General features: G+C 69.8%; 21 protein-coding genes, 1 tRNA gene and 1 other RNA gene. 13 read left to right on the top strand and 10 right to left on the bottom strand.

The window, feature by feature from the left end; translation table 11 throughout:
- Nucleotides 1-20: 20 nt before the first annotated feature.
- Together ABFY20_RS09290 and ABFY20_RS09285 are read right to left on the bottom strand one after the other, a co-directional pair.
- Nucleotides 21-1,358: a glutamine synthetase family protein gene (locus ABFY20_RS09290; protein WP_368499648.1), complete on the bottom strand. Its 1,338-nt coding sequence runs from the start codon at nt 1,356-1,358 to the stop codon at nt 21-23.
- A gap of 125 nt (nt 1,359-1,483) precedes the next feature.
- Nucleotides 1,484-3,415 carry an alpha/beta fold hydrolase gene (locus ABFY20_RS09285; RefSeq protein WP_368499647.1) on the bottom strand — a complete coding sequence of 644 codons (1,932 nt, stop codon included), beginning with the start codon at nt 3,413-3,415 and terminating at the stop codon, nt 1,484-1,486.
- A gap of 100 nt (nt 3,416-3,515) precedes the next feature.
- Here ABFY20_RS09285 and panB point away from each other — a divergent pair, with 100 nt between their 5' ends.
- From panB to rnpB, 4 genes are all read left to right on the top strand, one after another.
- Nucleotides 3,516-4,349, top strand: a complete 834-nt coding sequence (gene panB / locus ABFY20_RS09280; RefSeq protein ID WP_368499646.1) for a 3-methyl-2-oxobutanoate hydroxymethyltransferase — start codon at nt 3,516-3,518, stop codon at nt 4,347-4,349.
- Nucleotides 4,350-4,429: 80 nt separating this feature from the next.
- Nucleotides 4,430-4,618, top strand: coding sequence for an SPOR domain-containing protein (locus tag ABFY20_RS09275; protein ID WP_171704947.1), 189 nt, complete (start codon nt 4,430-4,432; stop codon nt 4,616-4,618).
- A complete protein-coding gene (ppgK, locus tag ABFY20_RS09270) occupies nt 4,618-5,418 on the top strand; it encodes a polyphosphate--glucose phosphotransferase (protein WP_368499645.1) in 801 nt (266 codons plus the stop codon). Before ABFY20_RS09275 ends, ppgK begins: the two co-directional genes overlap by 1 nt.
- Nucleotides 5,419-5,432: 14 nt before the next feature.
- Nucleotides 5,433-5,807: RNase P RNA component class A (gene rnpB / locus ABFY20_RS09265), an RNA gene on the top strand.
- A gap of 34 nt (nt 5,808-5,841) precedes the next feature.
- Here rnpB and ABFY20_RS09260 read toward each other — a convergent pair.
- From ABFY20_RS09260 to ABFY20_RS09250, 3 genes are read right to left on the bottom strand one after another with little or no spacing between them, the layout of a single operon-like run.
- Nucleotides 5,842-6,579 carry a zinc ribbon domain-containing protein gene (locus ABFY20_RS09260; RefSeq protein WP_368499644.1) on the bottom strand — a complete coding sequence of 246 codons (738 nt, stop codon included), beginning with the start codon at nt 6,577-6,579 and terminating at the stop codon, nt 5,842-5,844.
- 58 nt (nt 6,580-6,637) lie between these two features.
- Nucleotides 6,638-7,456, bottom strand: coding sequence for a Nif3-like dinuclear metal center hexameric protein (locus ABFY20_RS09255; protein WP_368499643.1), 819 nt, complete (start codon nt 7,454-7,456; stop codon nt 6,638-6,640).
- A gap of 20 nt (nt 7,457-7,476) precedes the next feature.
- Nucleotides 7,477-7,743 carry a hypothetical protein gene (locus tag ABFY20_RS09250; RefSeq protein ID WP_368499642.1) on the bottom strand — a complete coding sequence of 89 codons (267 nt, stop codon included), beginning with the start codon at nt 7,741-7,743 and terminating at the stop codon, nt 7,477-7,479.
- 79 nt (nt 7,744-7,822) lie between these two features.
- On the opposite strand from ABFY20_RS09250, the gene ABFY20_RS09245 reads away from it, so the two are divergent.
- A tRNA-Val gene (locus ABFY20_RS09245) sits at nt 7,823-7,895 on the top strand.
- A 48-nt stretch (nt 7,896-7,943) separates the two neighbouring features.
- Here the strand turns inward: ABFY20_RS09245 and ABFY20_RS09240 are convergent.
- Nucleotides 7,944-9,437 carry an FAD-dependent monooxygenase gene (locus tag ABFY20_RS09240; RefSeq protein ID WP_368499641.1) on the bottom strand — a complete coding sequence of 498 codons (1,494 nt, stop codon included), beginning with the start codon at nt 9,435-9,437 and terminating at the stop codon, nt 7,944-7,946.
- Nucleotides 9,438-9,573: 136 nt separating this feature from the next.
- Here ABFY20_RS09240 and ABFY20_RS09235 point away from each other — a divergent pair, with 136 nt between their 5' ends.
- A complete protein-coding gene (locus tag ABFY20_RS09235; protein WP_368499640.1) occupies nt 9,574-10,008 on the top strand; it encodes a winged helix-turn-helix transcriptional regulator in 435 nt (144 codons plus the stop codon).
- Between the two features lie 28 nt (nt 10,009-10,036).
- Here the strand turns inward: ABFY20_RS09235 and ABFY20_RS09230 are convergent, their stop codons facing one another.
- Nucleotides 10,037-10,792 carry a DsbA family protein gene (locus tag ABFY20_RS09230; RefSeq protein ID WP_368499760.1) on the bottom strand — a complete coding sequence of 252 codons (756 nt, stop codon included), beginning with the start codon at nt 10,790-10,792 and terminating at the stop codon, nt 10,037-10,039.
- Between the two features lie 135 nt (nt 10,793-10,927).
- Between ABFY20_RS09230 and ABFY20_RS09225 the strand changes: the two genes are divergently transcribed.
- Nucleotides 10,928-11,632 carry a hypothetical protein gene (locus ABFY20_RS09225; RefSeq protein WP_368499639.1) on the top strand — a complete coding sequence of 235 codons (705 nt, stop codon included), beginning with the start codon at nt 10,928-10,930 and terminating at the stop codon, nt 11,630-11,632.
- Nucleotides 11,633-11,665: 33 nt separating this feature from the next.
- Here the strand turns inward: ABFY20_RS09225 and ABFY20_RS09220 are convergent, their stop codons facing one another.
- The 3 genes from ABFY20_RS09220 to ABFY20_RS09210 are packed head-to-tail and all read right to left on the bottom strand — an operon-like array spanning nt 11,666 to nt 13,685.
- Nucleotides 11,666-12,523 (bottom strand): hypothetical protein, encoded by an 858-nt coding sequence (locus tag ABFY20_RS09220; protein ID WP_368499638.1) that lies wholly within the window; start codon nt 12,521-12,523, stop codon nt 11,666-11,668.
- Nucleotides 12,520-13,161 carry a SatD family protein gene (locus ABFY20_RS09215; protein ID WP_368499637.1) on the bottom strand — a complete coding sequence of 214 codons (642 nt, stop codon included), beginning with the start codon at nt 13,159-13,161 and terminating at the stop codon, nt 12,520-12,522. The genes ABFY20_RS09220 and ABFY20_RS09215 overlap by 4 nt, the downstream gene beginning before the upstream one ends.
- Nucleotides 13,162-13,211: 50 nt before the next feature.
- Nucleotides 13,212-13,685 carry a peroxiredoxin gene (locus ABFY20_RS09210; RefSeq protein ID WP_368499636.1) on the bottom strand — a complete coding sequence of 158 codons (474 nt, stop codon included), beginning with the start codon at nt 13,683-13,685 and terminating at the stop codon, nt 13,212-13,214.
- A 210-nt stretch (nt 13,686-13,895) separates the two neighbouring features.
- On the opposite strand from ABFY20_RS09210, the gene aceE reads away from it, so the two are divergent.
- From aceE to ABFY20_RS09180, 6 genes are all read left to right on the top strand, one after another.
- Complete coding sequence (aceE, locus tag ABFY20_RS09205) at nt 13,896-16,622, top strand: pyruvate dehydrogenase (acetyl-transferring), homodimeric type (RefSeq protein WP_368499635.1); 2,727 nt, start codon at nt 13,896-13,898, stop codon at nt 16,620-16,622.
- 49 nt (nt 16,623-16,671) lie between these two features.
- Nucleotides 16,672-17,925, top strand: a complete 1,254-nt coding sequence (locus ABFY20_RS09200; RefSeq protein ID WP_368499634.1) for a PucR family transcriptional regulator — start codon at nt 16,672-16,674, stop codon at nt 17,923-17,925.
- A gap of 124 nt (nt 17,926-18,049) precedes the next feature.
- The gene (locus tag ABFY20_RS09195; protein WP_368499633.1) at nt 18,050-18,970 is read left to right on the top strand and encodes an ACP S-malonyltransferase; all 921 of its coding nucleotides are present in this window, start codon (nt 18,050-18,052) and stop codon (nt 18,968-18,970) included.
- 50 nt (nt 18,971-19,020) lie between these two features.
- The gene (locus ABFY20_RS09190) at nt 19,021-20,025 is read left to right on the top strand and encodes a beta-ketoacyl-ACP synthase III (RefSeq protein ID WP_368499632.1); all 1,005 of its coding nucleotides are present in this window, start codon (nt 19,021-19,023) and stop codon (nt 20,023-20,025) included.
- Between the two features lie 93 nt (nt 20,026-20,118).
- Nucleotides 20,119-20,367: an acyl carrier protein gene (locus ABFY20_RS09185; protein ID WP_066038612.1), complete on the top strand. Its 249-nt coding sequence runs from the start codon at nt 20,119-20,121 to the stop codon at nt 20,365-20,367.
- A 124-nt stretch (nt 20,368-20,491) separates the two neighbouring features.
- A complete protein-coding gene (locus ABFY20_RS09180) occupies nt 20,492-21,730 on the top strand; it encodes a beta-ketoacyl synthase (protein WP_368499631.1) in 1,239 nt (412 codons plus the stop codon).
- Nucleotides 21,731-21,804: the final 74 nt, after the last annotated feature.

Genomic DNA, 21,804 nt, shown 5'->3' with positions numbered 1-21,804 from the left:
GCGCCCCCGGGCGCCGTGGTTCAGAGGATCTCGAGGTTCGACTTCAGCTCGTACGGGGTCACCTGAGCCCGGTAGGCCTTCCACTCCTGGCGCTTGTTGAGCAGCACATAGTTGAAGACCTGCTCGCCGAGGGTCTCGGCCACCAGCTCCGACTCCTCCATGAGGCTGATCGCCCGGTCGAGCGAGGCCGGGAGCGCGTCGTACCCGAGGGCACGGCGCTCGGCGTCGGTGAGACTCCACACGTTGTCTTCCGCCTCCGGCGGCAGCTCGTAGTTGCCTTCGATGCCGCGGAGGCCCGCGGCCAGCAGGAGCGAGTAGGCGAGGTAGGGGTTCGCCGCCGAGTCGATGGCGCGGTACTCGATGCGCGACGACTGGCCCTTGTTGGGCTTGTACAGCGGAACCCGCACGAGCGCCGACCGGTTGTTGTGGCCCCAGCAGACGAAGCTCGGCGCCTCGTCGCCGCCCCAGAGCCGCTTGTAGGAGTTGACGAACTGGTTCGTCACCGCGGTGATCTCGGGGGCGTGGCGCAGCAGGCCCGCGATGAAGTTGCGGCCGATCTTCGACAGCTGGTACTCGGCGCCCTGCTCGTAGAAGGCGTTCGCGTCGCCCTCGAACAGCGACAGGTGCGTGTGCATGCCCGACCCGGGGTGGCCAGAGAGCGGCTTCGGCATGAAAGTGGCGTACACGCCCTGCTCGATGGCCACCTCCTTGATCACCGTGCGGAACGTCATGATGTTGTCGGCGGTGGTGAGGGCGTCGGCGTAGCGCAGATCGATCTCGTTCTGGCCGGGACCCGCCTCGTGGTGGCTGAACTCCACCGAGATGCCGAGGTCTTCGAGCATCCGCACCGACCGGCGCCTGAAGTCGTGGGCGGTGCCACCCGGCACGTTGTCGAAGTAGCCCGCCGAGTCGACCGGCTCCGGCCCCTCTGGCCCGTACTGCGACGACTTCAGGAGGTAGAACTCGATCTCGGGGTGCGTGTAGAAGGTGAAGCCGCGGTCGGCGGCCTTCGCCAGGGTGCGCTTCAGCACGTTGCGCGGGTCGGCGACGGCGGGCTGGCCGTCGGGGGTCGTGATGTCGCAGAACATGCGCGCGGTGGGGTCGATCTCACCGCGCCACGGGAGGATCTGGAAGGTGGTGGGGTCGGGATGCGCGAGGACGTCGGCTTCGAACGACCGGGTGAGGCCCTCGATGGCGGAACCGTCGAAGCCGAGGCCCTCGGCGAAGGCGCCTTCCACCTCGGCGGGGGCGATCGCAACGGATTTCAGGGTTCCCACGACGTCGGTGAACCACAGTCGCACGAACTTGATGCCGCGCTCTTCGATCGTACGAAGAACGAAGTCCCGTTGCTTATCCATCGTCGGAACAGACCCTCTCTCCGGCACCGGTTCATGCCCATCTCTAGGCTAGTGGCTCCGCCGCGAGAACGGGTCTCGTCGACTCCCGTGTCGATGCCGTCGGCCCCTCGGCCCGCCGGCCGGGGTCAGCTCGGGAGCACCGCCACCCAGACGAACCAGACGATGGCCGCCAGCCAGACCAGGGTGGCGCTCGCGGCAAGCGCGGCCGAACCGCGGCCGCCGAGCCGCCACACCGGGATGAGACCGAAGAAACCGACACCGAGAAGTGCCAGGCCGAGCCAGGGCACGATGGTCGGCACGCCGACGAGAGTGAAGCCCGGGTAGGCGGCCTGCCCTGCGCTGACGGTGAGCCAGAGCGTGCCGAGGAAGGCCAGGCCCGTGACGGGGGCGATGCCGCTGGCCAGCATGAGCCCGAACGGCTCGCGCCTGATGGCCTGCACCAGCACACCGATCACCCACCCGACGAACCACAACGCGGCGAACACGCCGAAGATGAGCGGGATGGTGAGCTCGAACCAGTTGCGCTGATCGACGGCGGTGACCACCGAGGAGAACCGCGAGGTCGGATGCACGGCGTCGGCGGGCAGCACGGGGAACGCCTCGGCGGCGTCGGCGCAGTTCGTCGTGCTGACGGGCGATCCCGGCGAGGCGAGCCAGCCGGCGAGCACGTCGAGTGCGCAGGCGTCGGAGGCGGCGCCGGCGCGGCCGTTGGCCTCCACCACGACCATCTGGTTGTCGGCGAACACGGCGCGGCCCGCCTCGGCGCCCGGCCCGGCGTACAACGGGTCGGAGTCGCTGCGGAAGATCAATGTCGGCTGCGACACCGGCGTGGGTGCGCGCAGCTCCCCCGACGACGGCGGAAGCCCGATCGCACCGCAGAGCTGGTCGGCGGCCGTGAAGTTGCTGAGCACAGGCAGGGGCACCGGGTCGGTGCTGTCGGAGCCCTCCTCGGGGGCGACCGTGGGGTCGGCGCTCCAGTAGGGCTGCTCGTCACGGCAGGCGTTCAGCCAGAACAGGCTGAGATCGCCCGAGGTGAGCTGGTCGAGGGCGGCGGGGATGAAGGGGTTGATCGCATCCTTCTCGCCGTCGGCGAGCCGGCTGAGCAGGTACGGGACGGCCGAGGCGGTCGCCGGGTCGTACAGCGCCTGCTGCACGATGGTGACGACGTCGGAGCCGGTGAGCGAGTAGTAGCGCTGCTTTCCCGTGACGGGGTTCGTGAGCAGCCCGTGAGCGGGGTCGTCGCTGAACACCTCGGCAGCAGCGGTGAGGTCGCCGTTCAGGTCGGGATACTCCCCGTTCGAGCGCGCCGAGATGGCGTTCAGCGTGTCGGCGAGGGCGAAGTAGGCGTCGCCCTTCAGGTCGCGGTCGAGCGGCGAGAAGCCGTCGAGAACGATGGCGTCGACCCCGGCGTTGTCGCGCTGGGCGGTGAGCTGCATGATCTTCGTCGACCAGGACTCGCCGTACAGCGTCCAGGTCGGGTAGCCGAGGGTGGCGCGAAGGTCGACGAGGTCGGCCGAGAAGTCGGCCCTGGTGTAGGCGGAGGTGTCGCCGCCGGCCTCCGCGAAGGCGGTGAGGCAGGCCTGCATCGCCAGTCCGACCTCCGACATCTCGGTCGAGGGCGGGTCGTCGGTGGTGAAGGTGTCGATGTACGCCGAGGTGGCCGCGGGGCAGGAGAACGGGGCACTCGACTCGGTGCTGCCGCGCTGCGCGAGCACCACGACGTCGCGGCTGCCGCCGATGCGCGGGTCGGCGGCGAGGGCCTCCGCGGTGGCCGTCGTGGTCTCCCCAGGGCCGCCCGCGAGGGTCACGACCGGGGTGCCCGAGGCCGGCTGCGTCTCGGCGGGGATGACGACGTAGGGAAGGTCGAGGAAACGCGACTCGGGGTTCGATCGACCCTCCGAGACGGTGAGGGTGCCGCAGACGGCGCGGTCGGGAAGACCCGGCTCACACTCCCGCTCGGTGACGCCCGCGGCGTTCGCTGCGGCGCTCTGTCCGGCGACGAGAAGAGCCGCGATGACGACGCCCCACGTGATCTGGGCGATGGTTCGACGGCCCACGTCTCCCTCTCGGCTTCGGGTCAGGATTTCACGCATTCGGGTTACGTGCCCCCCAACCTAACCCATCCCCCGCCTCCGACGGCGGAACTAGGATGGGGACATGCCAGAGCAGACACCGCCGTCGACCGACTCCGCGCCGAAGCGGGTGCGCACCCGGCATTTCCAGAACGCGAAAGACAACGGCATCCGCATCACCGGCCTCACCAGCTACGACATGCTCTCGGCCCAGATCTTCGACGAAGCGGGCATCGACTTCCTCCTCGTCGGAGACTCCGCCGGCAACAACGTGCTGGGCTACGACACCACCGTGCCTGTGACGGTCGACGAGCTCATCCCCCTCGCGCGCGGCGTGGCGGGGGCGGTCAAGCGCGCCTTCGTGGTCGCCGACATGCCGTTCGGCTCCTACGAGAACAGCGCTGAGGAGGCCCTGCACACCGCGGTGCGCTTCATGAAGGAATCGCGGGCGCACGCGGTCAAGCTCGAGGGCGGCGTGCGCAGCGCCGACAAGATCAAGCGCATCGTCGACGCCGGCATCCCGGTGATGGCCCACGTGGGGTTCACACCGCAGAGCGAGCACGGCCTCGGCGGGCACATCATCCAGGGCCGAGGCGACGCGGGCGAGGAGGCCCTGCTCGCCGACGCGCTCGCCGTCGAGGAGGCCGGAGCGTTCTCGGTGGTGCTCGAGATGGTTCCCGCCCAGGCGGCGGCCCGGGTCACCGAAGCCCTGCGCATCCCCACCATCGGTGTCGGTGCCGGCCCGCACGTCGACGGCCAGCTCCTCGTCTGGACCGACTTCGCGGGCTTCTCCACCGGGCGCATCCCGAAGTTCGTGAAGCAGTACGCCGACCTGCGTGGCGTGCTCACCGACGCCGTCACCCGCTTCCGGGCCGACGTCGAGTCGGAGAGCTACCCGGGTCAGGAACACAGCTACTGAGACGGATGCGCGGCCTCGCCCGCGCATCCGTCGCCATCGGCCATGATGGATGACGACCACCCAGCGACAACGGAGGAACCATGAGTGAAGACCCCTCGACCCAGTACTGGTACAACATGAAGACCGGAGAGGTCGAGAAGGGCTACCAGTCGTCGGTCGTCGACCGCGTCGGCCCTTTCGCCACCCATGAGGAGGCCGAGCACGCCCTCGAGAAGCTGCGCGCGAACAGCGCGAAGTGGGCCGAAGACGACGCGGCCGACAACCGCTGATGTCGGAGAGCACGCCGGAGCCCTCCGCTGCCGACACCAAGACGGTCGCCGTCGGCATCGACATCGGCGGCACGGGCATCAAGGGCGCGATCGTCGACGTCTCCACCGGAGAGCTGCTCACCGACCGCAAGAAGCTCAACACGCCCGAGGGCGGCAAGCCCGACGACATCGCCGAGACCGTGAAGGAGCTCGTCGCCTCGCTCGGCGACATCCCCGCTGAGGCGAGTGTCGGCATCTGCTTCCCTGCCGTGGTGCGGCACGGGGTGACCATGTCGGCGGCGAACGTGTCGAAGAAGTGGATCGGTTTCGAGGCCGAGAAGCTGTTCGAGAAGACCCTCGGCCGCGACATCGCGTTCGTCAACGACGCGGACGCGGCCGGCTTCGGCGAAGCCACCTACGGCGAGGCGAAGGGCAAGGGCGGTCTCATCATCGTCACCACCCTCGGCACCGGCATCGGCTCGGCGCTGATCTACGACGGCGTGCTCATCCCGAACGCCGAGCTCGGCCACCTCGAGATCGGTGGGGTCGACTACGAGACGAAGGCCGCCTACTCGGCCAAGGAGCGCGAAGACCTCAGCTGGAAGAAGTGGGCCGAGCGTCTGCAGGTCTACTACGAGACGCTCGAGAAGCTGTTCTCGCCCGATCTGTTCATCGTCGGCGGCGGCGTGTCGAAGAACCACGAGCACTTCCTGCCCCTGCTCGACCTCGACACCCCCATCGTGCCGGCGACGCTGCGCAACAACGCGGGCATCCTCGGTGCCGCTCTGCTGTCGACCAAGCGCAGCTCGCTCGTGGAGTAGGCTGTCGGTCGTGAATGGGCCGGCAGACGGTCGCGTCATCCGTTCCCGGTCTCGTGCCGGGCGGGTGCCGAGGAACGTCCGGGCTCCACAGAGCAGGGCGGTGGGTAACACCCACCCGGGGTGACCCGCGAGACAGTGCCACAGAGAACAGACCGCCACGGGCTCCGGCCCGCGGTAAGGGTGAAACGGTGGTGTAAGAGACCACCAGAGGCCGCGGTGACGCGGTCGGCTCGGTAAACCTCGCCCGGAGCAAGGTCAGACAGGATGCGTCAACGCTGCTCGCTCAGCATCCGGGTAGACCGCTCGAGGGCTGCGGTGACGCAGCTCCTAGATAGATGGCCGTCAGGGATCCGTCCCTACAGAACCCGGCGTATCGCCGGCCCATTCACCTCATCGGCCGCTCGGGTCGTCGGCCGCTCGGGGTCACAGCCCCGACTCGTCGGTGCGCACCAGGATGCAGCTCGACTCGGGGTCGATGATGACGTCGTCGGGAGCAGCCGCCCTGATCTGCGCCAGGTCGGTGGCCGTGAAGGCCACGTTGCTGCCGAGCGAGACACCACGGTGCAGCATCGCCGCGCCGATGCCGTAGCGCTCGCGCTGCTTCTCGTAGAGGGCGAGGAGTTCGGCGCTCGCGATACCCGCCGCCACCGTCTCGCGATCGCGGCGCGCCGCGGCGAGCTGCGCTTCGAGGCGTACCTTCTGCTCGTCGCGCGTGCCCGCGAGCAGCCGCTCCTCCACCCCGATGTCGTCACGGCGGGCGGCGATGGCGGCGAGACGCAGCTCGATCTCCTCGACCCGTTCCATGAGCTCGAGCTCGGTGTCTTCGAGGGCGGAGCGGCGGGCGGCGAGCGAGGCGAGCTCGTGCTCGAGGCCCTGGATGTCCTTCGATGAGGAACTCGCCTGCAGCCGTTCGCGGTCGCGCTTCTCGCGGGCCTCGACCGTGGCGATGTCGGCTTCGACGCGCGCGATCTCGGCCCGCGCATCCTCGAGTTCGCCGTTCACGCCGCCGTACTCCTGGCGGGCCGCGGCGGAGTCGCGCTGCAGCTCGGCGAGGCGTGACTCCTGCGGCAGGGTGCGCAGCGAGTGCTGCAGCTGGGCGATGAGGTTGTCGGCCGCCTGGAGGTCGAGGAGCTTCAGCTGTTCGGATGCGGGAGCCTTCATTCGTGGTCCTTCAGGTCGGGGGCGGAGGGGGTGTCGGCTGCGGCGCTCGGCCTGCCGCTCATTGCGTGACGACGAAGTCCCACGGGTCGGTGTTGAGGTCACTCACCGTCACCTCGAGCTCAGGCAGGGCATCCCGAAGCTGCCGGGCGGCGACGTCGAGCCACAACCATTCGCTCGCCCAGTGCGAGATGTCGATGAGCGCGGGGCCGGTGCCGGCGAGGCTCTGCTCGCGCGACTCGGAGGCCGGGTGGTGGCGCAGGTCGGAGGTGATGTAGAGGTCGGATGCGCGCACAGCGGGGTCGGAGAGCAGCGAGTCTCCCGCTCCCCCGCAGAGGGCGACGGTCGAGACGAGCTGGTCGTAGTCGCCGGCGACCCGCACGCCCGTCGCCGTGGCCGGCAGCAGCTCGCCGAGCGCGAGCGCGATGCGGCCGAGCGGCTGCGGCTCGGGGAGCGTGCCCACCCGCCCGAGGCCGGTGCCCGGGCGCTCGCCCTGCACGATGGGGCGCTGCTCGATAAGGCCGAGGCCGCGGGCGATCACGGCCGAGGTGCCGTCGTCGACGATGTCGGCGTTCGTGTGCGCGGCGATGAGCGCGCACCGCGAGCGGATGAGCTTGGCCAGCAGGGCGCCCTTGTACCCCGTCTCGGCGACGGTGGTGACGCCGCGCCGCAGCAACGGGTGGTGCACCAGCAGCACGTCGGCGCCGTTCGCCACCGCCTCCTCGACCGTCGCGGAGACGGCATCGACGGCGAGGAGCACGCGCGAGACCTCGTCGTCGGGTGCACCGCTCAGAAGCCCCGGCGCATCCCACCCCTCGGCGAAGGCCGTCGGCCAGAGCGACTCCACGACCGCGTTGAACTCGGAGACCGTTGTCGACACCCCCCAAGCCTACCGGCGGCTCATCTCATCAGCAGCATGATCGAGACGTACATCCCCACCGCGACCGCCACGACGCTCGCCACCCCCAGGCCGAGCGCGATGCCACCGACCATCCATCCCGAGAGCGCGCGTTCACGGCGGGCCAGGAGCCCCCATACCAGGATGTTGAGCCCGAGCACGATCACGAAGTACGAGATGAACAGAAGCCCCAGGTCGGCCCACCCCAGGAAGCAAGCCACGGCGAGCAGCAGGCCGATCCCCGCAAGCACCACGCCTGCTCTGCACATCGCCCTCGACTCCATGCCCTCACCGTAGTCAGGCGAGCCCGCCGCACCCGCTAGGATCGTGGTGCGCCGTGAGGCGCGGGGGCCTTTAGCTCAGCTGGTAGAGCGCCACGTTTACACCGTGGATGTCATCGGTTCGATCCCGGTAGGGCCCACCGAGAGGTGAGACGCCGACCCGGCGGCGGGCGCGGGGGCGAGCCTGGTCAGGCGCCGAGGCGGGCCGCGTGGGTGGCGAGTTCGGGGGCGTCGGCGGGGCGGAAGGCTCCGGCGATGTAGCCGTCGGGGCGCAGCAGCACGGTGCCGCCGTGGGAGGCGAGGCCGAGGGAGCGGGCGGCCGGATGCTCGGCAGCCACGTCGACGCGCGTAGCGCCGAGCGGTGCGCCCGCCGCAGCATCCGTCGTGCGCAGCGATACCGGGAGGGCGTCACCGGCCCGCACGTGCGCCCGGTGGGACGCTCCGTCGGTGGCGCCGAGCGGGCCGCCTCGGTAATCGACCCCGATCTCCTCGATCTCGGCGGCGAGGCGCGCGCGGGCGGGGGCGAGCCCCGACATCGCAGCGAGCAGGTGGTCGCGCACGAATCGGCCGGGGCGCGTGTCGAGGGTGCCCACCTTCGTCATGCCCGTGCTGAACCGGATGACGCGGGCGGCGACGGGGTGCCGCTCGGCCTCGTAGCTGTCGAGCAGCCACTCGGCGTCGGCCGGTGCGAGCGCCCCGTCGGCGACGAGGGCGAGTTTCCAGCCCAGATTGAACGCATCCTGCATGCCGGTGTTCATGCCCTGCCCTCCGGCCGGCGAGTGCACGTGCGCGGCGTCGCCGGCGAGCAGCACCCTCCCGACTCGGTAACGCGGCACCTGTGCGTGGTGGATGTCGAAGGTGGTCAGCCAGTGCGGGTCACGGAGCCGCAGCCCCATGCGCCGCTCGTCGACGACCCGCTGCAGCCAGTCGAGCGTGGCAGGCGGCGCCTCGCCGGCGGAGTCGATCTCGACGATGACCCGCGCCCGGGTGCCGGCCATGGGGAACACGACTCCTGGCCCGTCGGCCGCGCCCAGGTACATCTGCATCGACGAGCGGTCGAGCTCCCTCTCGGCGTCGGCTTCGACGTCACCCATGAGGAAGCGCTCGCCGTGGAAGGAACCGACGAGCCTCTCGCCCACGTGGTGCCGCACCGCGCTGCGCGCCCCGTCGCATCCCACCACCCACCCGACCTCGAGCGTCTCGGTGCCCAGCTCCCCCGCGAGCTGAACGCGCACGCCGGACTCGGTCTGCGTGAGATCGGTCAGCTGCACCCCGCGCTCGATGGTCACGCCGAGCTCGTTCAGCCTCCGCGTGAGGATGCGCTCGGTCTCGGTCTGCGGGGTCGTGATGCTGTACGGATGCGGGCTGTCGACCCCCTCGAACGAGAAGCGGGCGACGGTGCGTTCCGCTCCATGGAACTGCACTCCGGTGGTCACGACTCCGGTCGCCCGGAGTTCGTCGACCAGCGACCCGCCGAGTGCATCCATCATCTCGAGGCTCCGCGCGTGCACGACCACGGCCCGCGACTCGGTGGTGGGGGCGGCGAGCCGATCGACGATGCGGAACGCGACGCCGCGGCGGGCGAGTTCGATGGCGAGCACGAGGCCCACGGGGCCCGCCCCGACTATCAGCACCTGCGATGCGGCGGACGGGCGGACGGACGCTTCTTCGGGCTCGACCATGCGCCCACCCTGGCAGACCGGTGGTGCACCGCACCAGCACCCCGTCCGGGGGAACACCGCGGCTCCCGCGATGACATACTCATGGTGAGGTAGCCCGACGATCAGTGGGTGACGAGGGCTCGGAGAGGATGAGCGGATGGCATCGCCCAGGACGATCAGCGGCCCGTGCCTGGCCTGGCCCGAGAACAGCGCCTTCATCCGCGAAGTGCTCGACCGCATCGGCGACAAGTGGTCGGTGCTCGTCATCAGCACGCTCGGCGGAGAACCCCTGCGCTACTCGGATCTTCAGGCGAGCATCCCGGGCATCTCGCAGCGGATGCTCACCGTCACCCTCAAGGCGCTAGAACGCGACGGGCTGCTGACCCGTACCGCCTACCCCGAGGTGCCGCCGCGCGTGGAGTACGCGCTGACGCCGCTCGGTCGCTCGCTGCTCGACGCCGTGATGGCGCTCGCCGGATGGGCGGCCTCCCACCACGAAGGCGTCGCCGCCAGCCGGCGCGAGCACGAGGAGACCGGCGTGGGTCGCGGTAAGGCGCAACGCCCCCGGGGCCCGCTGGCCACGGCCCCCTGAACCCCGGGAGCCTCCTCCGGCGGCGGGCTCAGCCGGTCGCGCCGGTCGCGCCGGGGGCGCCGTTCGTGCCGGGGGCATCGGTCGCGCCGTTCGCGCCGGGGGCACCGGTCGCGCCGGGCGCGTCGACAGCCTCCACCACCGCGTCGAGTGCCCGCCGATACCCCTCCACCGACTGCGCGCCCGACGCCCCGAAGCGTCGACCGAACACCGCGAACGGCACGCCCCGCGCCCCGAGCGCCGCTCCCTCGGCGACGTCGGCGCGCACCGCGTCGGCGTACTCGTCGCCGGCCAGCACCTCGCGCACGCGCGACCCCGAGAGGCCGAGCGACTCCGCCACCGACGCCATCGTGTCGGCGTCGTAGGGGTCGATCTCCCCCGCGAAGAAGCGGTCTTGGAGCCGCGAGAAGAACTCGAGGCCCTTGCCCGCCTCCTCGGCGTAGTGCATGACCCGGTGCAGGTCGAAGGTGTTCGCGTTCAGGCGATCGAGGTCGAACGCGAGCCCCTCGCTGCCGGCGAGGGCCTGGACGCGGCGCTCCGCCCGCATCACGCCCTCCGCGTCGCCGCCGTGGGTGCGCAGGAACACGGCTTCGATGCTCTCCGGCTCCTTCGGCGCATCGGGATTCAGCTCGAAGGAGCGGATCTTCAGCTCGAACCGTTCAGCATCCGGCCGCTCCTCGATCGCCCGCTGCAGCCGGTGCTTCCCGACGTAGCACCACGGGCAACCGAGATCGGCCCAGACCTCGATCACCACCGGGGTCTGTGTGGCCTGCTCGGATTTCTCCATCACCCTTACCTCATCCTTTGTGCGTCACGCCATTGTTCGCCGGTGAGAGGGCCGCTACAAAAGGCACTTCGGAGTGCGTGCCGGGCCGGTCGCGCCTCCGCAGGAACCGGAGCAGGGCGGGAATAGACTGCGACGATGGCTGATGAGGATGCGCCCACGGCGCACGACGAGCGGGCCGAGGCCGAGCACCGCTGGCCTGCGGCGGTGGGGGCGCTCGTCATCCTGACGAGCTACGTCACCCTGTCGCCCGAGCTGTTCGGCGTCGTGCGCTACGGGGTCGCCGTCGTGTGCCTGCTGCTGCTCGTCCCGATCATCGTGATCAACCCGCACCGGTTGCGACGTCAGACCACGTGGTCGCGGCGCGTGAGCGTGGCACTCGTGCTCATCATCGGTGTCACCAATCAGGTTCTGCTCGTCGGGCTCGTGCAACTGCTGGTGGCGAACACCGAGGACGGGCCGACGGTGCTGCTCGCCGCGCTGCAGGTCTGGCTCACGAACGTGATCGGCTTCGCGCTGCTCTACTGGGAGATCGACCGCGGCGGGCCCGTCGTGCGCACGCAGCGTCGACGCTCGGAGCTGCCGCCCGCCGACTTCCGCTTCCCGCAGGACGAAGACCACGACGCCTCCCCCGAGGTGGCGGCCCACTCGTCGAAGTCGAGCAACTGGCTGCCGGGGTTCGTCGACTACCTCTACTTCTCGCTCAGCAACTCCATGGCGTTCAGCCCCACCGACGTCATGCCTCTCACGCACCGGGCGAAACTGCTGATGGGGCTCGAGGCCTTCGCCGGGTTCGTGTTGCTCGCCCTGGTGATCGCCCGCGGCGTCAGCCTCCTCGGCTGAGAAGATAAGCCGAGCGCTTATATTCGTGAGATATCAGCTCTGAGCTGATATCCAGATACCCCCGGCCAGAGCGAGCGCGAGCGACCAGCTGACGAGACTGCCGACCAGGAAATACTCGGCCTTCGAACCCCGTGCCCCGTCGGCCGAGATCTCCGGGAAGCGCACGATGCCCTTCGCCGCGAAGACGCCCGCCACGATCGGCAGTGCACCGGCGAGCGTGAGCGCCACGATGAGCAGTCGCTCGAGCGGCCCGATCAACCTCCCGCCCTTCAGATCGGGGATCGGGACCGGGGCGGCCACCGGCGCCGTCGGGCGTGACCACCAGTGCCTTCGTGGCGGGGCGGACGCCTCCCGCTCACTCGCCGCGGACTGCCGAGGCGCCCCGTCGGCTTCAGCAGCGGCGACGGCGAGGGCCGCATCCGCAGCATCCGACTCCTCCACCGCGGGCCTCAGTGCAGCCCGCACGATGATGTTGGAGCTCTCGATCAGGAAGACGAGCGCCCCGAGCGCGAACACCAGCGTCTCGAGCGGCACGGCACCCACCGCCGGGGGCGCCGAGGCGTGCCAATCGACGAGGAAGCCCCGCGCCTCGAACAGCAAAGGCCCGCTCACCAGCGACACCGCGACCACCACGAGCACACCGATGCCCGGAAGGATGCCCGACGCGCGCCTGACGTCGGCCTTGGCCGAGGTCGTCGCGAGCCACACCGCAGCGAACCCCGCTACGACGACCGCCCACCACCAGGGCACGCCCAGACCGGTGACGGCGACGGCGGCGAGTGCCCCCCACAGGACGAGGACGACGACGGTGGCGGCGGCCCGGCCGAGCCGCGCCACCCGCACCAGGTCGGCCGAGCCGACGACGAGCAGCAGCAGCGCACCGAGAATCACAGCGACTCCCCCAGCCTGTCGATGGTGGCGATGAGGCTCGCCCCACCCGACCGCCGGAGCGCCTGCGACACCGCGGACTGGGTGATCCCTTCGTCGGAGGCGATGTCGCCCTGAAGCCTCCCGGTCATGGTGGCGAAGGTCACGCGGCGCGCGCGATCGTTCATTCCCCCGATCACGTGGTCGCGGGCGAGCAGGTAGGCGTTGACGAGCGCCTCGAGACCCGCCTCGTCGTCGGCAGCCCTGAACCAGCTGCGGGCCGACGGGGTGCGCCCGTCTTCCCGCTCGTGCGCCTCGACGATCGCCTCGCGGGCGCGCCACCAGCCGGGGCCGTCCTGGATGGCGGCGGAGGCAGCGCCCTCGCCCACCTCGCTGACGGAGCCGCTCCCCAGCCCGAACCGGCAGTCGACCTCGGCGGGAAGTGCGAGCCGCGCGAGCAGGGTCGCGTGCAGCGCCGCGCCGAGTGAAGGGTAGAGCGCCTGGAACTCGTCGCCGACGGTGGGACGGATCGGCTGCGTGTGCAGCCCCCGGCGATCGATGCCGGCGAACGCCTCTTCGATCGCCCGCTGCGCGCCCCGGCGGTCGGTGAGCTGCCGAGACCCCACGATGTCGATGATGACGGCGACTGTCGTGTCGTTCATGAACATTAGCTTAGCGCTAATATTCGAGGAATATAAGCCCTGGGCTTATGTCAGACGCGGGCGCCGACGAGGTCTTCGAGCGCCGCTCGGTAGGCGGCGATGGAACGGGCCTCACCGGGAGCGGTGATGAAGGAGGCGCGGATGATGCGGTTCTCGTCGATGAGGAAGGTGGCGCGGTTCGCGAACCCCTTCTCCTCGAGGAACACGCCGTAGTCCTTCGCCACGTCGCCGTGCGGCCAGAAGTCGGCGACCAGCGTGAAGTCGTAGCCCTCCTTCTCGGCCCAGGCGCGCAGGGTGGCCTTGGAATCGACCGAGATCCCGATGAGCTCGACGTTCGCGTCTTTGAACAGCGCGAGATTGTCTTCGAGGGCGCACAGCTCGCTGGTGCAGACACCCGAGAAGGCGAGCGGGAAGAAGACGAGCGCGACGAGCTTCTTCCCCTGGAACTGACTCAGCCGCACCCGCTCGCCGTACTGGTTCGGCAGATCGAAGTCGGGGGCGAGTGTGTCGTTCTCCAAAGCCATGATCGGCTTCCTTTCCGCGCCGGTCCGTCCAACCGGCAAACGCGGCAATGGTAGTCCTCCTCTGCGAAAACGCCAAACACCGGGGCACCCTCGGCCCGGACGGCGCTCACCGTTTAACTCACTAGGCTGGTCGGTGGCGTTCGGCCCATCATCCCGGGTCACGACGCACGACACGAAGAAGTCTGTCTACAACAGAGGAAGAGGTCGACGGTGACGGTCAACGACCAGGACCCATATTCGGCGGGACACGTCGATTCCGATCCCGAGGAGACCGCCGAGTGGAATGAATCCCTCGACGCCCTCGTCGCAGCCCAGGGCCATGGCCGGGCGCGCGACATCATGCTCAGCCTGTTGAAGCGGTCGAAGGAGCTGCACCTCGGTGTTCCGATGGTGCCGACCACCGACTACATCAACACCATCGCTCCCGAGAACGAAGCCGAGTTCCCGGGCGACGAGGCCCTCGAGCGCAAGTACCGCGCCTGGATCCGCTGGAACGCGGCCATGACCGTGCACCGCGCCCAGCGCCCCGGCATCGCCGTCGGCGGCCACATCTCCACCTATGCCTCGAGCGCGGCGCTCTACGAGGTGGGCTTCAACCACTTCTTCCGCGGTCAGGACCACCCGGGCGGTGGCGACCAGATCTTCATCCAGGGCCACGCCTCCCCCGGCACCTACGCCCGCGCCTTCCTCGAGGGCCGGCTCTCCGCCGACCAGCTCGACGGCTTCCGCCAGGAGAAGTCGCACGCCGGCGGCGGGCTCAGCTCCTATCCGCACCCGCGGCTCATGCCCGAGTTCTGGCAGTTCCCGACGGTGTCGATGGGCCTCGGCCCGATCAACGCGATCTACCAGGCGCAGCTCAACAAGTACCTCACCAACCGTGGCATCAAGGATGCGTCCGACCAGCAGGTCTGGGCCTTCCTCGGCGACGGCGAGATGGACGAGGTGGAGAGCCGCGGCCAGCTCCAGGTGGCGGCCAACGAGGGTCTCGACAACCTCAACTTCGTCATCAACTGCAACCTGCAGCGACTCGACGGCCCGGTGCGCGGCAACGGCAAGATCATCCAGGAGCTCGAGAGCTTCTTCCGCGGTGCCGGCTGGAACGTGATCAAGGTCATCTGGGGCCGCGAGTGGGACGACCTGCTCGCCCGCGACAGCGAGGGCGCCCTGCTCAACCTCATGAACACGGTTCCCGACGGCGACTTCCAGACCTACAAGGCCGAGTCGGGCGCCTACGTGCGCGAGAACTTCTTCGGCCGCGACCCCCGTGCCCTCGAGCTCGTCAAGGACTACACCGACGACGACATCTGGAACCTCAAGCGCGGCGGCCACGACTACCGCAAGGTCTACGCGGCGTTCAAGAAGGCCTCTGAGCACAAGGGCCAGCCGACCGTCATCCTGGCGCACACCATCAAGGGCTACGGTCTCGGCCCGGCCTTCGAGGGTCGCAACGCGACGCACCAGATGAAGAAGATGACCCTCGACAACCTGAAGACCTTCCGCGACCAGATGCACATCCCGGTCTCGGATGCCCAGCTCGAGGAGAACCCCTACCTCCCGCCGTACTACCACCCGGGCGAGAACGACGAGGCGATCCAGTACCTGCACGAGCGCCGCCGCGCGCTCGGCGGCTACGTGCCGGAGCGCCGCACGAAGCACACGGCCTTCACCCTCCCCGACGACTCCTCGTACCAGACCCTGAAGAAGGGCTCCGGCAACCAGGAGATCGCCACGACCATGGCGTTCGTGCGCCTGCTGAAAGACCTCACCCGGGCGAAGGACTTCGGCACCCGCGTGGTGCCGATCATCCCTGACGAAGCACGCACCTTCGGTATGGACGCGTTCTTCCCGTCGAACAAGATCTACAACCCCAAGGGTCAGCACTACACCTCCGTCGACCGCGAGCTGCTGCTTGCGTACAAGGAGAGCCCGCAGGGCCAGATCATCCACGTGGGCATCAACGAGGCGGGCGCCCTCGCGGCGTTCACCGCGGTGGGCACGAGCTACTCGACCCAGGGCGAGCCGCTCATCCCGATCTATGTGTTCTACTCGATGTTCGGCTTCCAGCGCACGGGCGACGCCCTGTGGGCCGCGGGCGACCAGATGGCGCGCGGCTTCGTGATCGGAGCCACCGCGGGCCGCACCACCCTCACGGGTGAGGGCCTGCAGCACGCCGACGGCCACTCGCACCTGCTGGCGGCCACGAACCCCGCTGTCGTCTCGTACGACCCGGCCTACGGCTACGAGCTCAACCACATCGTGCGCTCGGGCCTCGAGCGGATGTACGGGGGCACGCACAGCGACCCGAACGTCATGTACTACCTCACGGTCTACAACGAGCCGCACGTGCAGCCCGCCGAGCCCGAGAACCTCGACGTCGACGGCCTGGTGCGCGGCATCTACAAGCTGAAGGGCGGTGCGATCGAGGGCCCGAAGGCCCAGATCCTCTCCTCCGGCGTGGCGGTGCCGTGGGCCCTCGAGGCGCAGCAGCTGCTCGCCGACGACTGGGGCGTGTCGGCCGACGTGTGGTCGGTCACCTCGTGGACTGAACTCCGCCGCGACGGCCTCCGCGCCGAGGAGCACAACTTCCTGCACCCGAATGAGGAGCGCCACGTGCCCTACCTCACCTCGAAGCTGCAGGATGCGCCTGGCCCGTTCGTCGCCGTCAGCGACTACATGCACGCGGTCACCGACCAGATCCGGCAGTTCGTGCCGGGCGAGTACGCCACGCTCGGCGCCGACGACTTCGGCTTCTCCGACACCCGGCCCGCCGCCCGTCGCTACTTCAAGATCGACGGCCCCTCGGTCGTGGTGCGGGTGCTCGAGCAGCTCGCCGCCCGCGGCGAGGTCGACCAGAACGCTCCGGGCTGGGCGATCGAGAAGTACCGCCTCTACGACGTGACCGCGGGCACCAGCGGTTCCGCCGGCGGCGAGAGCTGAGCCGCACCCGAACGATGACAGTGCTGATCGATCGCGGTCGGGGGCGATGATGCCCAAGACGAAGGCGCAGACCCTGGCGTGGCTGCGCACCATCTCGGGTGAGCTCTCGACCGCGACGATCAAGAGGCTCGACGCCACGCTGCCCTGGTACGGCGACATGCCGCCGGGGCGGCGTTCGGCGGTCGGGCTCGTGGCGCAGGCCGGCATCAAGTCGTTCATCCAGTGGTACGAAGACCCGTCGACCACCACCTGGATCGCCGCCGACGTCTTCGGCTCGGCACCCCGGGAGCTCCTGCGCTCGGTGAGCCTGCAGCAGACGCTGCAGCTCATCAGGGTCGTCGTCGAGGTCGTCGAAGACCGTGTCGCGGGGGCGGATGCCTCCCTCCGCGAGGCCATCCTCCTCTACTCCCGTGAGATCGCGTTCGCTGCGGCCGACGTCTACGCCCGCGCCGCCGAGGCCAGAGGCCTCTGGGACGCAAGGCTCGAGGCGCTCGTCGTCGACAGCATCCTGAGCGGCGAGTACGACGACGAGCTGCCGAGCCGCATCGCTGCCCTCGGCTGGCACGGGCACGGCGAGGTGAGCGTGCTCGTGGGCACCACGCCGCGTCAGCTCGACGTCGACCAGCTGCGCCGCACCGCCAGGCACCTCAACGCCGACCTGCTCATCGGTGTGCAGGGCGGGCGGCTGGTGCTCGTGATCGGCCGCGCCATGCCCGTGAACGGCGGCGCGCACGGCGACGGCACCGAGAGCAACGGTCTCGCGCTCGCCTCGGCCCCGGAGGAGGAGAACGGCTCAGCGTCGGATGCCGAGCCGCTGTCGTTCCTCGACATCGCCACGCAGCTCGAGCCGGGCTTCGGCCCTGGCTACCTCGTGCTCGGGCACGAGGTGCCGAGCCTCGTCGACGCCTCACGGAGCGCCAAGGCCGCTCTCGCCGGGTTCGCCGTCGCCCGCGCCTGGCGCAACGCCCCGCGCCCGATGCTCGCCGACGACCTGCTCCCCGAGCGGGCCCTCGCGGGAGACCCGCTCGCCAGGTCGACGCTCGTGAACCGGGTCTACCGGCCGTTGCAAGACCAGTCGCCCGAGCTCATGGCCACCCTGTGGTGCTACCTCGACAACGGCCGCTCGCTCGAGGCGACGGCGCGCGAGCTGTTCGTGCACCCGAACACCGTGCGGTACCGCCTGAAGCGGGTGACCCAGGTGATCGGGTGGGATGCGACGGGGGCGCGTGAGGCCCTCATCCTGCAGTCGGCGCTCATCCTCGGGTCGATGAACGACCACGACGGCGCGGCCCCCCGGCGATGAGACGGCGGGACGGATGCGCCGACGCTACTGTGAGGCCGCTACTGTGAGCCTTGGACAACGAATTCACGAATCTCTTGGATGTGCCCGACACATCCTCTGACCGAACTCTTGGGAGACTGAAGCAATGATCGTCGTCGTATGCCCCGGCCAGGGGTCGCAGACCCCCGGATTCCTCGAGCCCTGGATCGCCGATGCCGGCGTGCGCGCCCGCCTCGTCGAGCTGGGCGAGGCGGCCGGGGTCGATCTGGTGCAGCACGGCACCCTCAGCGACGCCGACACCATCCGTGACACCGCTGTCGCCCAGCCGCTCATCGTCGCGGCGGGTCTGCTCACACTCGACGCCCTCCGCGCCGACGGCCGCGCCGAGCGAATCGGCGGCATCGCCGGCCACTCCGTGGGCGAGATCACGGCAGCGGCCGGGGCGGGCATCCTGTCTCCCACCGACGCGATGCGCATCGTTGGAGAGCGCGGGCGGGCGATGGCGGACGCTGCGGCGCTCACCGAGACCGGCATGAGCGCCGTCGTGGGCGGCGACCAGGCCGAGCTGCTCGCCCTCTTCGACGAGGTCGGCGTCATCCCCGCCAACTACAACGGCGGCGGCCAGATCGTCGTCGCCGGCGCGCCGGAGGCACTGGCCGCCCTCGCCGAGCGGGCACCGCGCGGCGTGCGCGTCATCCCGCTGCAGGTGGCGGGCGCCTTCCACACGCACTACATGCAGCCTGCCGTCGAGCGGCTCGCCGCGGTGGCCGCCACGGTCACCCCCGCAGACCCGGTGCTGCCCATCTGGACCAACAACGACGGCAGTCGCGTCACGAGCGGCGCCCGCTTCGTCGAGCTGCTCGTCGGCCAGGTGTCGTCGCCGGTGCGCTGGGACCTCGACATGGAGGCCTTCGCGGAGGCCGGGGTCACCGGCATCATCGAGGTCGCCCCCGCCGGGGCCCTCACCGGCCTCGCCAAGCGCGGTCTCAAGGGGGTTCCGGCGGTCGCCGTGAAGACGCCCGACGACCTCGCCGCCGCCTACGAGCTTCTCGACCAGGCCGCCTGAGCGACCGTCACCGACCACCCTCTACGCACGGAAGGCATCGCGGCAGCGCCATGACCCACCCCACCCTGAAGCAGGCCACCGGCCCCCAGTTCACCCGCATCTACGCGATCGGGGCCGCCCGTGGCGACCTCTCGGTGCCGAACGACGAGCTGGTCGGCCCGATCGACTCCTCCGACGAATGGATCCGCCAGCGGACGGGCATCGTCGAGCGCAAGCGCGCCTCGCACGACGTCTTCGCCGTCGACCTCGCCGAAGCTGCAGCGAAGGAGGCGATCGAGGGTGCGGGCATCATGCCCTCTCAGATCGGCGCCATCCTGGTCTCGACCATCAGCAACCCGGTCATCACCCCCTCACTCGCCACCCACGTGGCTGAGCGGATCGGCGCGCCACTCGCCGCCGCCTACGACATCAGCGCGGCCTGCGCGGGCTACGCCTACGGCATCGGCCAGGCCGATTCGCTCATCCGCTCGGGAATGGCCGAGTACGTGCTCGTGATCGGTGCCGAGAAGCTCTCGGAGTACGTGCACCCCGCCGACCGCTCCATCTCGTTCCTGCTCGGCGACGCCGCGGGGGCTGCGGTGGTGGGCCCGAGCGAGTTCCCCGGCATCGCCCCCACCATCTGGGGTTCGGATGCGACGAAGCGCGACGAGATCCACATGACCGGCACCTCCATCCAGTTCCGCGATCAGGAGGCCGAGTGGCCCACCCTGTGGCAGAACGGGCAGGCCGTGTTCCGCTGGGCCGTGTGGGAGATGGTGAAGGTGGCCAAGCAGGCCCTCGACGCCGCCGGTGTGACCGTCGACGACCTGGCCGCGTTCATCCCGCACCAGGCGAACATGCGCATCATCGACGAGTTCGCGAAGCAGCTGAAGCTGCCCGAGGGCGTCGTCATCGGCCGCGACATCGAGACCACCGGCAACACCTCGGCCGCCTCCATCCCGCTGGCGACGCACCGGCTGCTCACCGAGCATCCGGAGCTCTCGGGCGGACTCGCCCTGCAGATCGGCTTCGGAGCCGGGCTCGTCTACGGCGCCCAGGTCGTGGTGCTGCCCTGACCCGTGTCGTGCACCGGCTCCGCCGTGCACGAACACCGCCCTGTGCCGCGACTACACTGAGTCTCGGTCACAATCACCCCCAAGGAGAGAACAATGGCATTGTCCACCGAAGAAGTACTGGCCGGACTGGCTGAGCTCATCAACGACGAGACCGGCATCGCGACCGACACTGTCGAGCTGGACAAGTCCTTCACCGACGACCTCGACATCGACTCGATCTCGATGATGACCATCGTCGTGAACGCCGAGGAGAAGTTCGACGTGAAGATCCCCGACGAAGAGGTGAAGAACCTCAAGACCGTCGGCGACGCGGTGACCTTCATCGTCGCGGCCCAGGGCTAGGCTCCGGCCTCTGCCCTCCCCCACGCGGATGGTCGGCGGGCTCGCTGACGACAACGGCGAGCCCGCCGACCGAACTGCGCCGTCCCGGCGCGCACTGGACTGACCACCCACAGAAAGTTTCACCATGAGCACGAAGAAGATCGTCGTCACCGGCATCGGTGCCACCTCTCCCATCGGCGGTACCGCCGAGGAGAGCTGGAAGAACCTGCTGGCGGGCCAGTCGGGAGCCACCACCCTCGAGCAGGAGTGGGTCGCCGAGCGCGAGCTCCCCATCACCTTCGCCGCTCAGGCCCGGGTTCCCGCCTCGGAGGCACTCGAGCGCATCGAGACCAAGCGCCTCGACCCGGGGAGCCAGTTCGCGCTCATCGCCGCCCGTGAGGCGTGGGCCGACGCGGGGGCACCGGATGTGGTTCCCGAGCGTTTCGGCGTCGACTGGGCGACCGGCATCGGTGGCGTGTGGACGCTCATCGACGCCTGGGACACCCTGCGCGAGAAGGGCCCCCGACGCGTTCTGCCGATGACCGTGCCGATGCTCATGCCGAACGGTCCTGCTGCCGCCATCGAGATGTCACTCGGTGCCCGCGCCGGAGCGCGCACCGTCGTCTCCGCCTGCGCCTCGAGCACCGAGTCGATCGTGAACGCCTACGAACACCTGCAGGCAGGTTACGCCGACATCATCATCGCCGGTGGTTCCGAGGCCGCCATCCACCCGCTGCCGATCGCCGCCTTCGCGGCCATGCAGGCGCTGTCCAAGCGCAACGACGATCCGGCCACGGCTTCCCGCCCCTACGACCTCACGCGCGACGGCTTCGTGCTCGGTGAGGGCGCAGCCGCCCTCGTGCTCGAGACCGAGGAGCACGCGCTCGCCCGCGGTGCCCGCATCTACGCCGAGCTGCTCGGCGGCGCGGTCACGAGCGACGCCTACCACATCACCGCCCCCGACCCCGAAGGGTCGGCCGCGGCACGCGCCATGCTCGCCGCCGTCGAGAACGCCGGGCTCTCGCTCGACGACGTCGCTCACATCAACGCGCACGCCACCAGCACCCCGGTCGGCGACATCGCCGAGTACAAGGCCCTGCTTCACGTCTTCGGCGACCGCCTCCACGACATCCCCGTCTCGGCCACGAAGGCCTCCACCGGGCACCTCCTCGGCGGCGCCGGCGCCATCGAGGCGATCTTCACCGTGAAGGCCCTCCAGGAGCGCACCGCACCCCCCACCATCAACCTCAGCGAGCAAGACCCCGAGATCCCCCTCGACGTCGTGCGCGAACCGCGCCCCCTCGGCGACGGCGACCTCGTCGCCATCTCGAACTCGTTCGGGTTCGGCGGCCACAATGCCGTGGTGGCGTTCAAGACTGTGTGAGGGGGCGGCAGGGCCGCGCCGCGCGAGGCTCTGCCACCTCTTGTTGGTCGAGTTGGTCGCGCAGAGTGCTCTCA

The sequence above is a fragment of the Herbiconiux sp. A18JL235 genome, from assembly GCF_040939305.1.
Lineage (GTDB): Bacteria > Actinomycetota > Actinomycetes > Actinomycetales > Microbacteriaceae > Herbiconiux.
This window is presented reverse-complemented; position numbering and strand designations above follow the sequence as displayed.

Excerpts from the sequence above, each read along its gene's own strand:
- ABFY20_RS09290 (WP_368499648.1), bottom strand. The coding sequence starts at position 1,358 with ATGGATAAGCAACGGGACTTCGTTCTTCGTACGATCGAAGAGCGCGGC.
- panB (WP_368499646.1), top strand. The coding sequence starts at position 3,516 with ATGCCAGAGCAGACACCGCCGTCGACCGACTCCGCGCCGAAGCGGGTG.
- ABFY20_RS09275 (WP_171704947.1), top strand. The coding sequence starts at position 4,430 with ATGAGTGAAGACCCCTCGACCCAGTACTGGTACAACATGAAGACCGGA.
- ppgK (WP_368499645.1), top strand. The coding sequence starts at position 4,618 with ATGTCGGAGAGCACGCCGGAGCCCTCCGCTGCCGACACCAAGACGGTC.
- ABFY20_RS09260 (WP_368499644.1), bottom strand. The coding sequence starts at position 6,579 with ATGAAGGCTCCCGCATCCGAACAGCTGAAGCTCCTCGACCTCCAGGCG.
- ABFY20_RS09250 (WP_368499642.1), bottom strand. The coding sequence starts at position 7,743 with ATGTGCAGAGCAGGCGTGGTGCTTGCGGGGATCGGCCTGCTGCTCGCC.
- ABFY20_RS09240 (WP_368499641.1), bottom strand. The coding sequence starts at position 9,437 with ATGGTCGAGCCCGAAGAAGCGTCCGTCCGCCCGTCCGCCGCATCGCAG.
- ABFY20_RS09235 (WP_368499640.1), top strand. The coding sequence starts at position 9,574 with ATGGCATCGCCCAGGACGATCAGCGGCCCGTGCCTGGCCTGGCCCGAG.
- ABFY20_RS09230 (WP_368499760.1), bottom strand. The coding sequence starts at position 10,792 with ATGGAGAAATCCGAGCAGGCCACACAGACCCCGGTGGTGATCGAGGTC.
- ABFY20_RS09225 (WP_368499639.1), top strand. The coding sequence starts at position 10,928 with ATGGCTGATGAGGATGCGCCCACGGCGCACGACGAGCGGGCCGAGGCC.
- ABFY20_RS09215 (WP_368499637.1), bottom strand. The coding sequence starts at position 13,161 with ATGAACGACACGACAGTCGCCGTCATCATCGACATCGTGGGGTCTCGG.
- ABFY20_RS09210 (WP_368499636.1), bottom strand. The coding sequence starts at position 13,685 with ATGGCTTTGGAGAACGACACACTCGCCCCCGACTTCGATCTGCCGAAC.
- ABFY20_RS09200 (WP_368499634.1), top strand. The coding sequence starts at position 16,672 with ATGCCCAAGACGAAGGCGCAGACCCTGGCGTGGCTGCGCACCATCTCG.
- ABFY20_RS09195 (WP_368499633.1), top strand. The coding sequence starts at position 18,050 with ATGATCGTCGTCGTATGCCCCGGCCAGGGGTCGCAGACCCCCGGATTC.
- ABFY20_RS09190 (WP_368499632.1), top strand. The coding sequence starts at position 19,021 with ATGACCCACCCCACCCTGAAGCAGGCCACCGGCCCCCAGTTCACCCGC.
- ABFY20_RS09185 (WP_066038612.1), top strand. The coding sequence starts at position 20,119 with ATGGCATTGTCCACCGAAGAAGTACTGGCCGGACTGGCTGAGCTCATC.
- ABFY20_RS09180 (WP_368499631.1), top strand. The coding sequence starts at position 20,492 with ATGAGCACGAAGAAGATCGTCGTCACCGGCATCGGTGCCACCTCTCCC.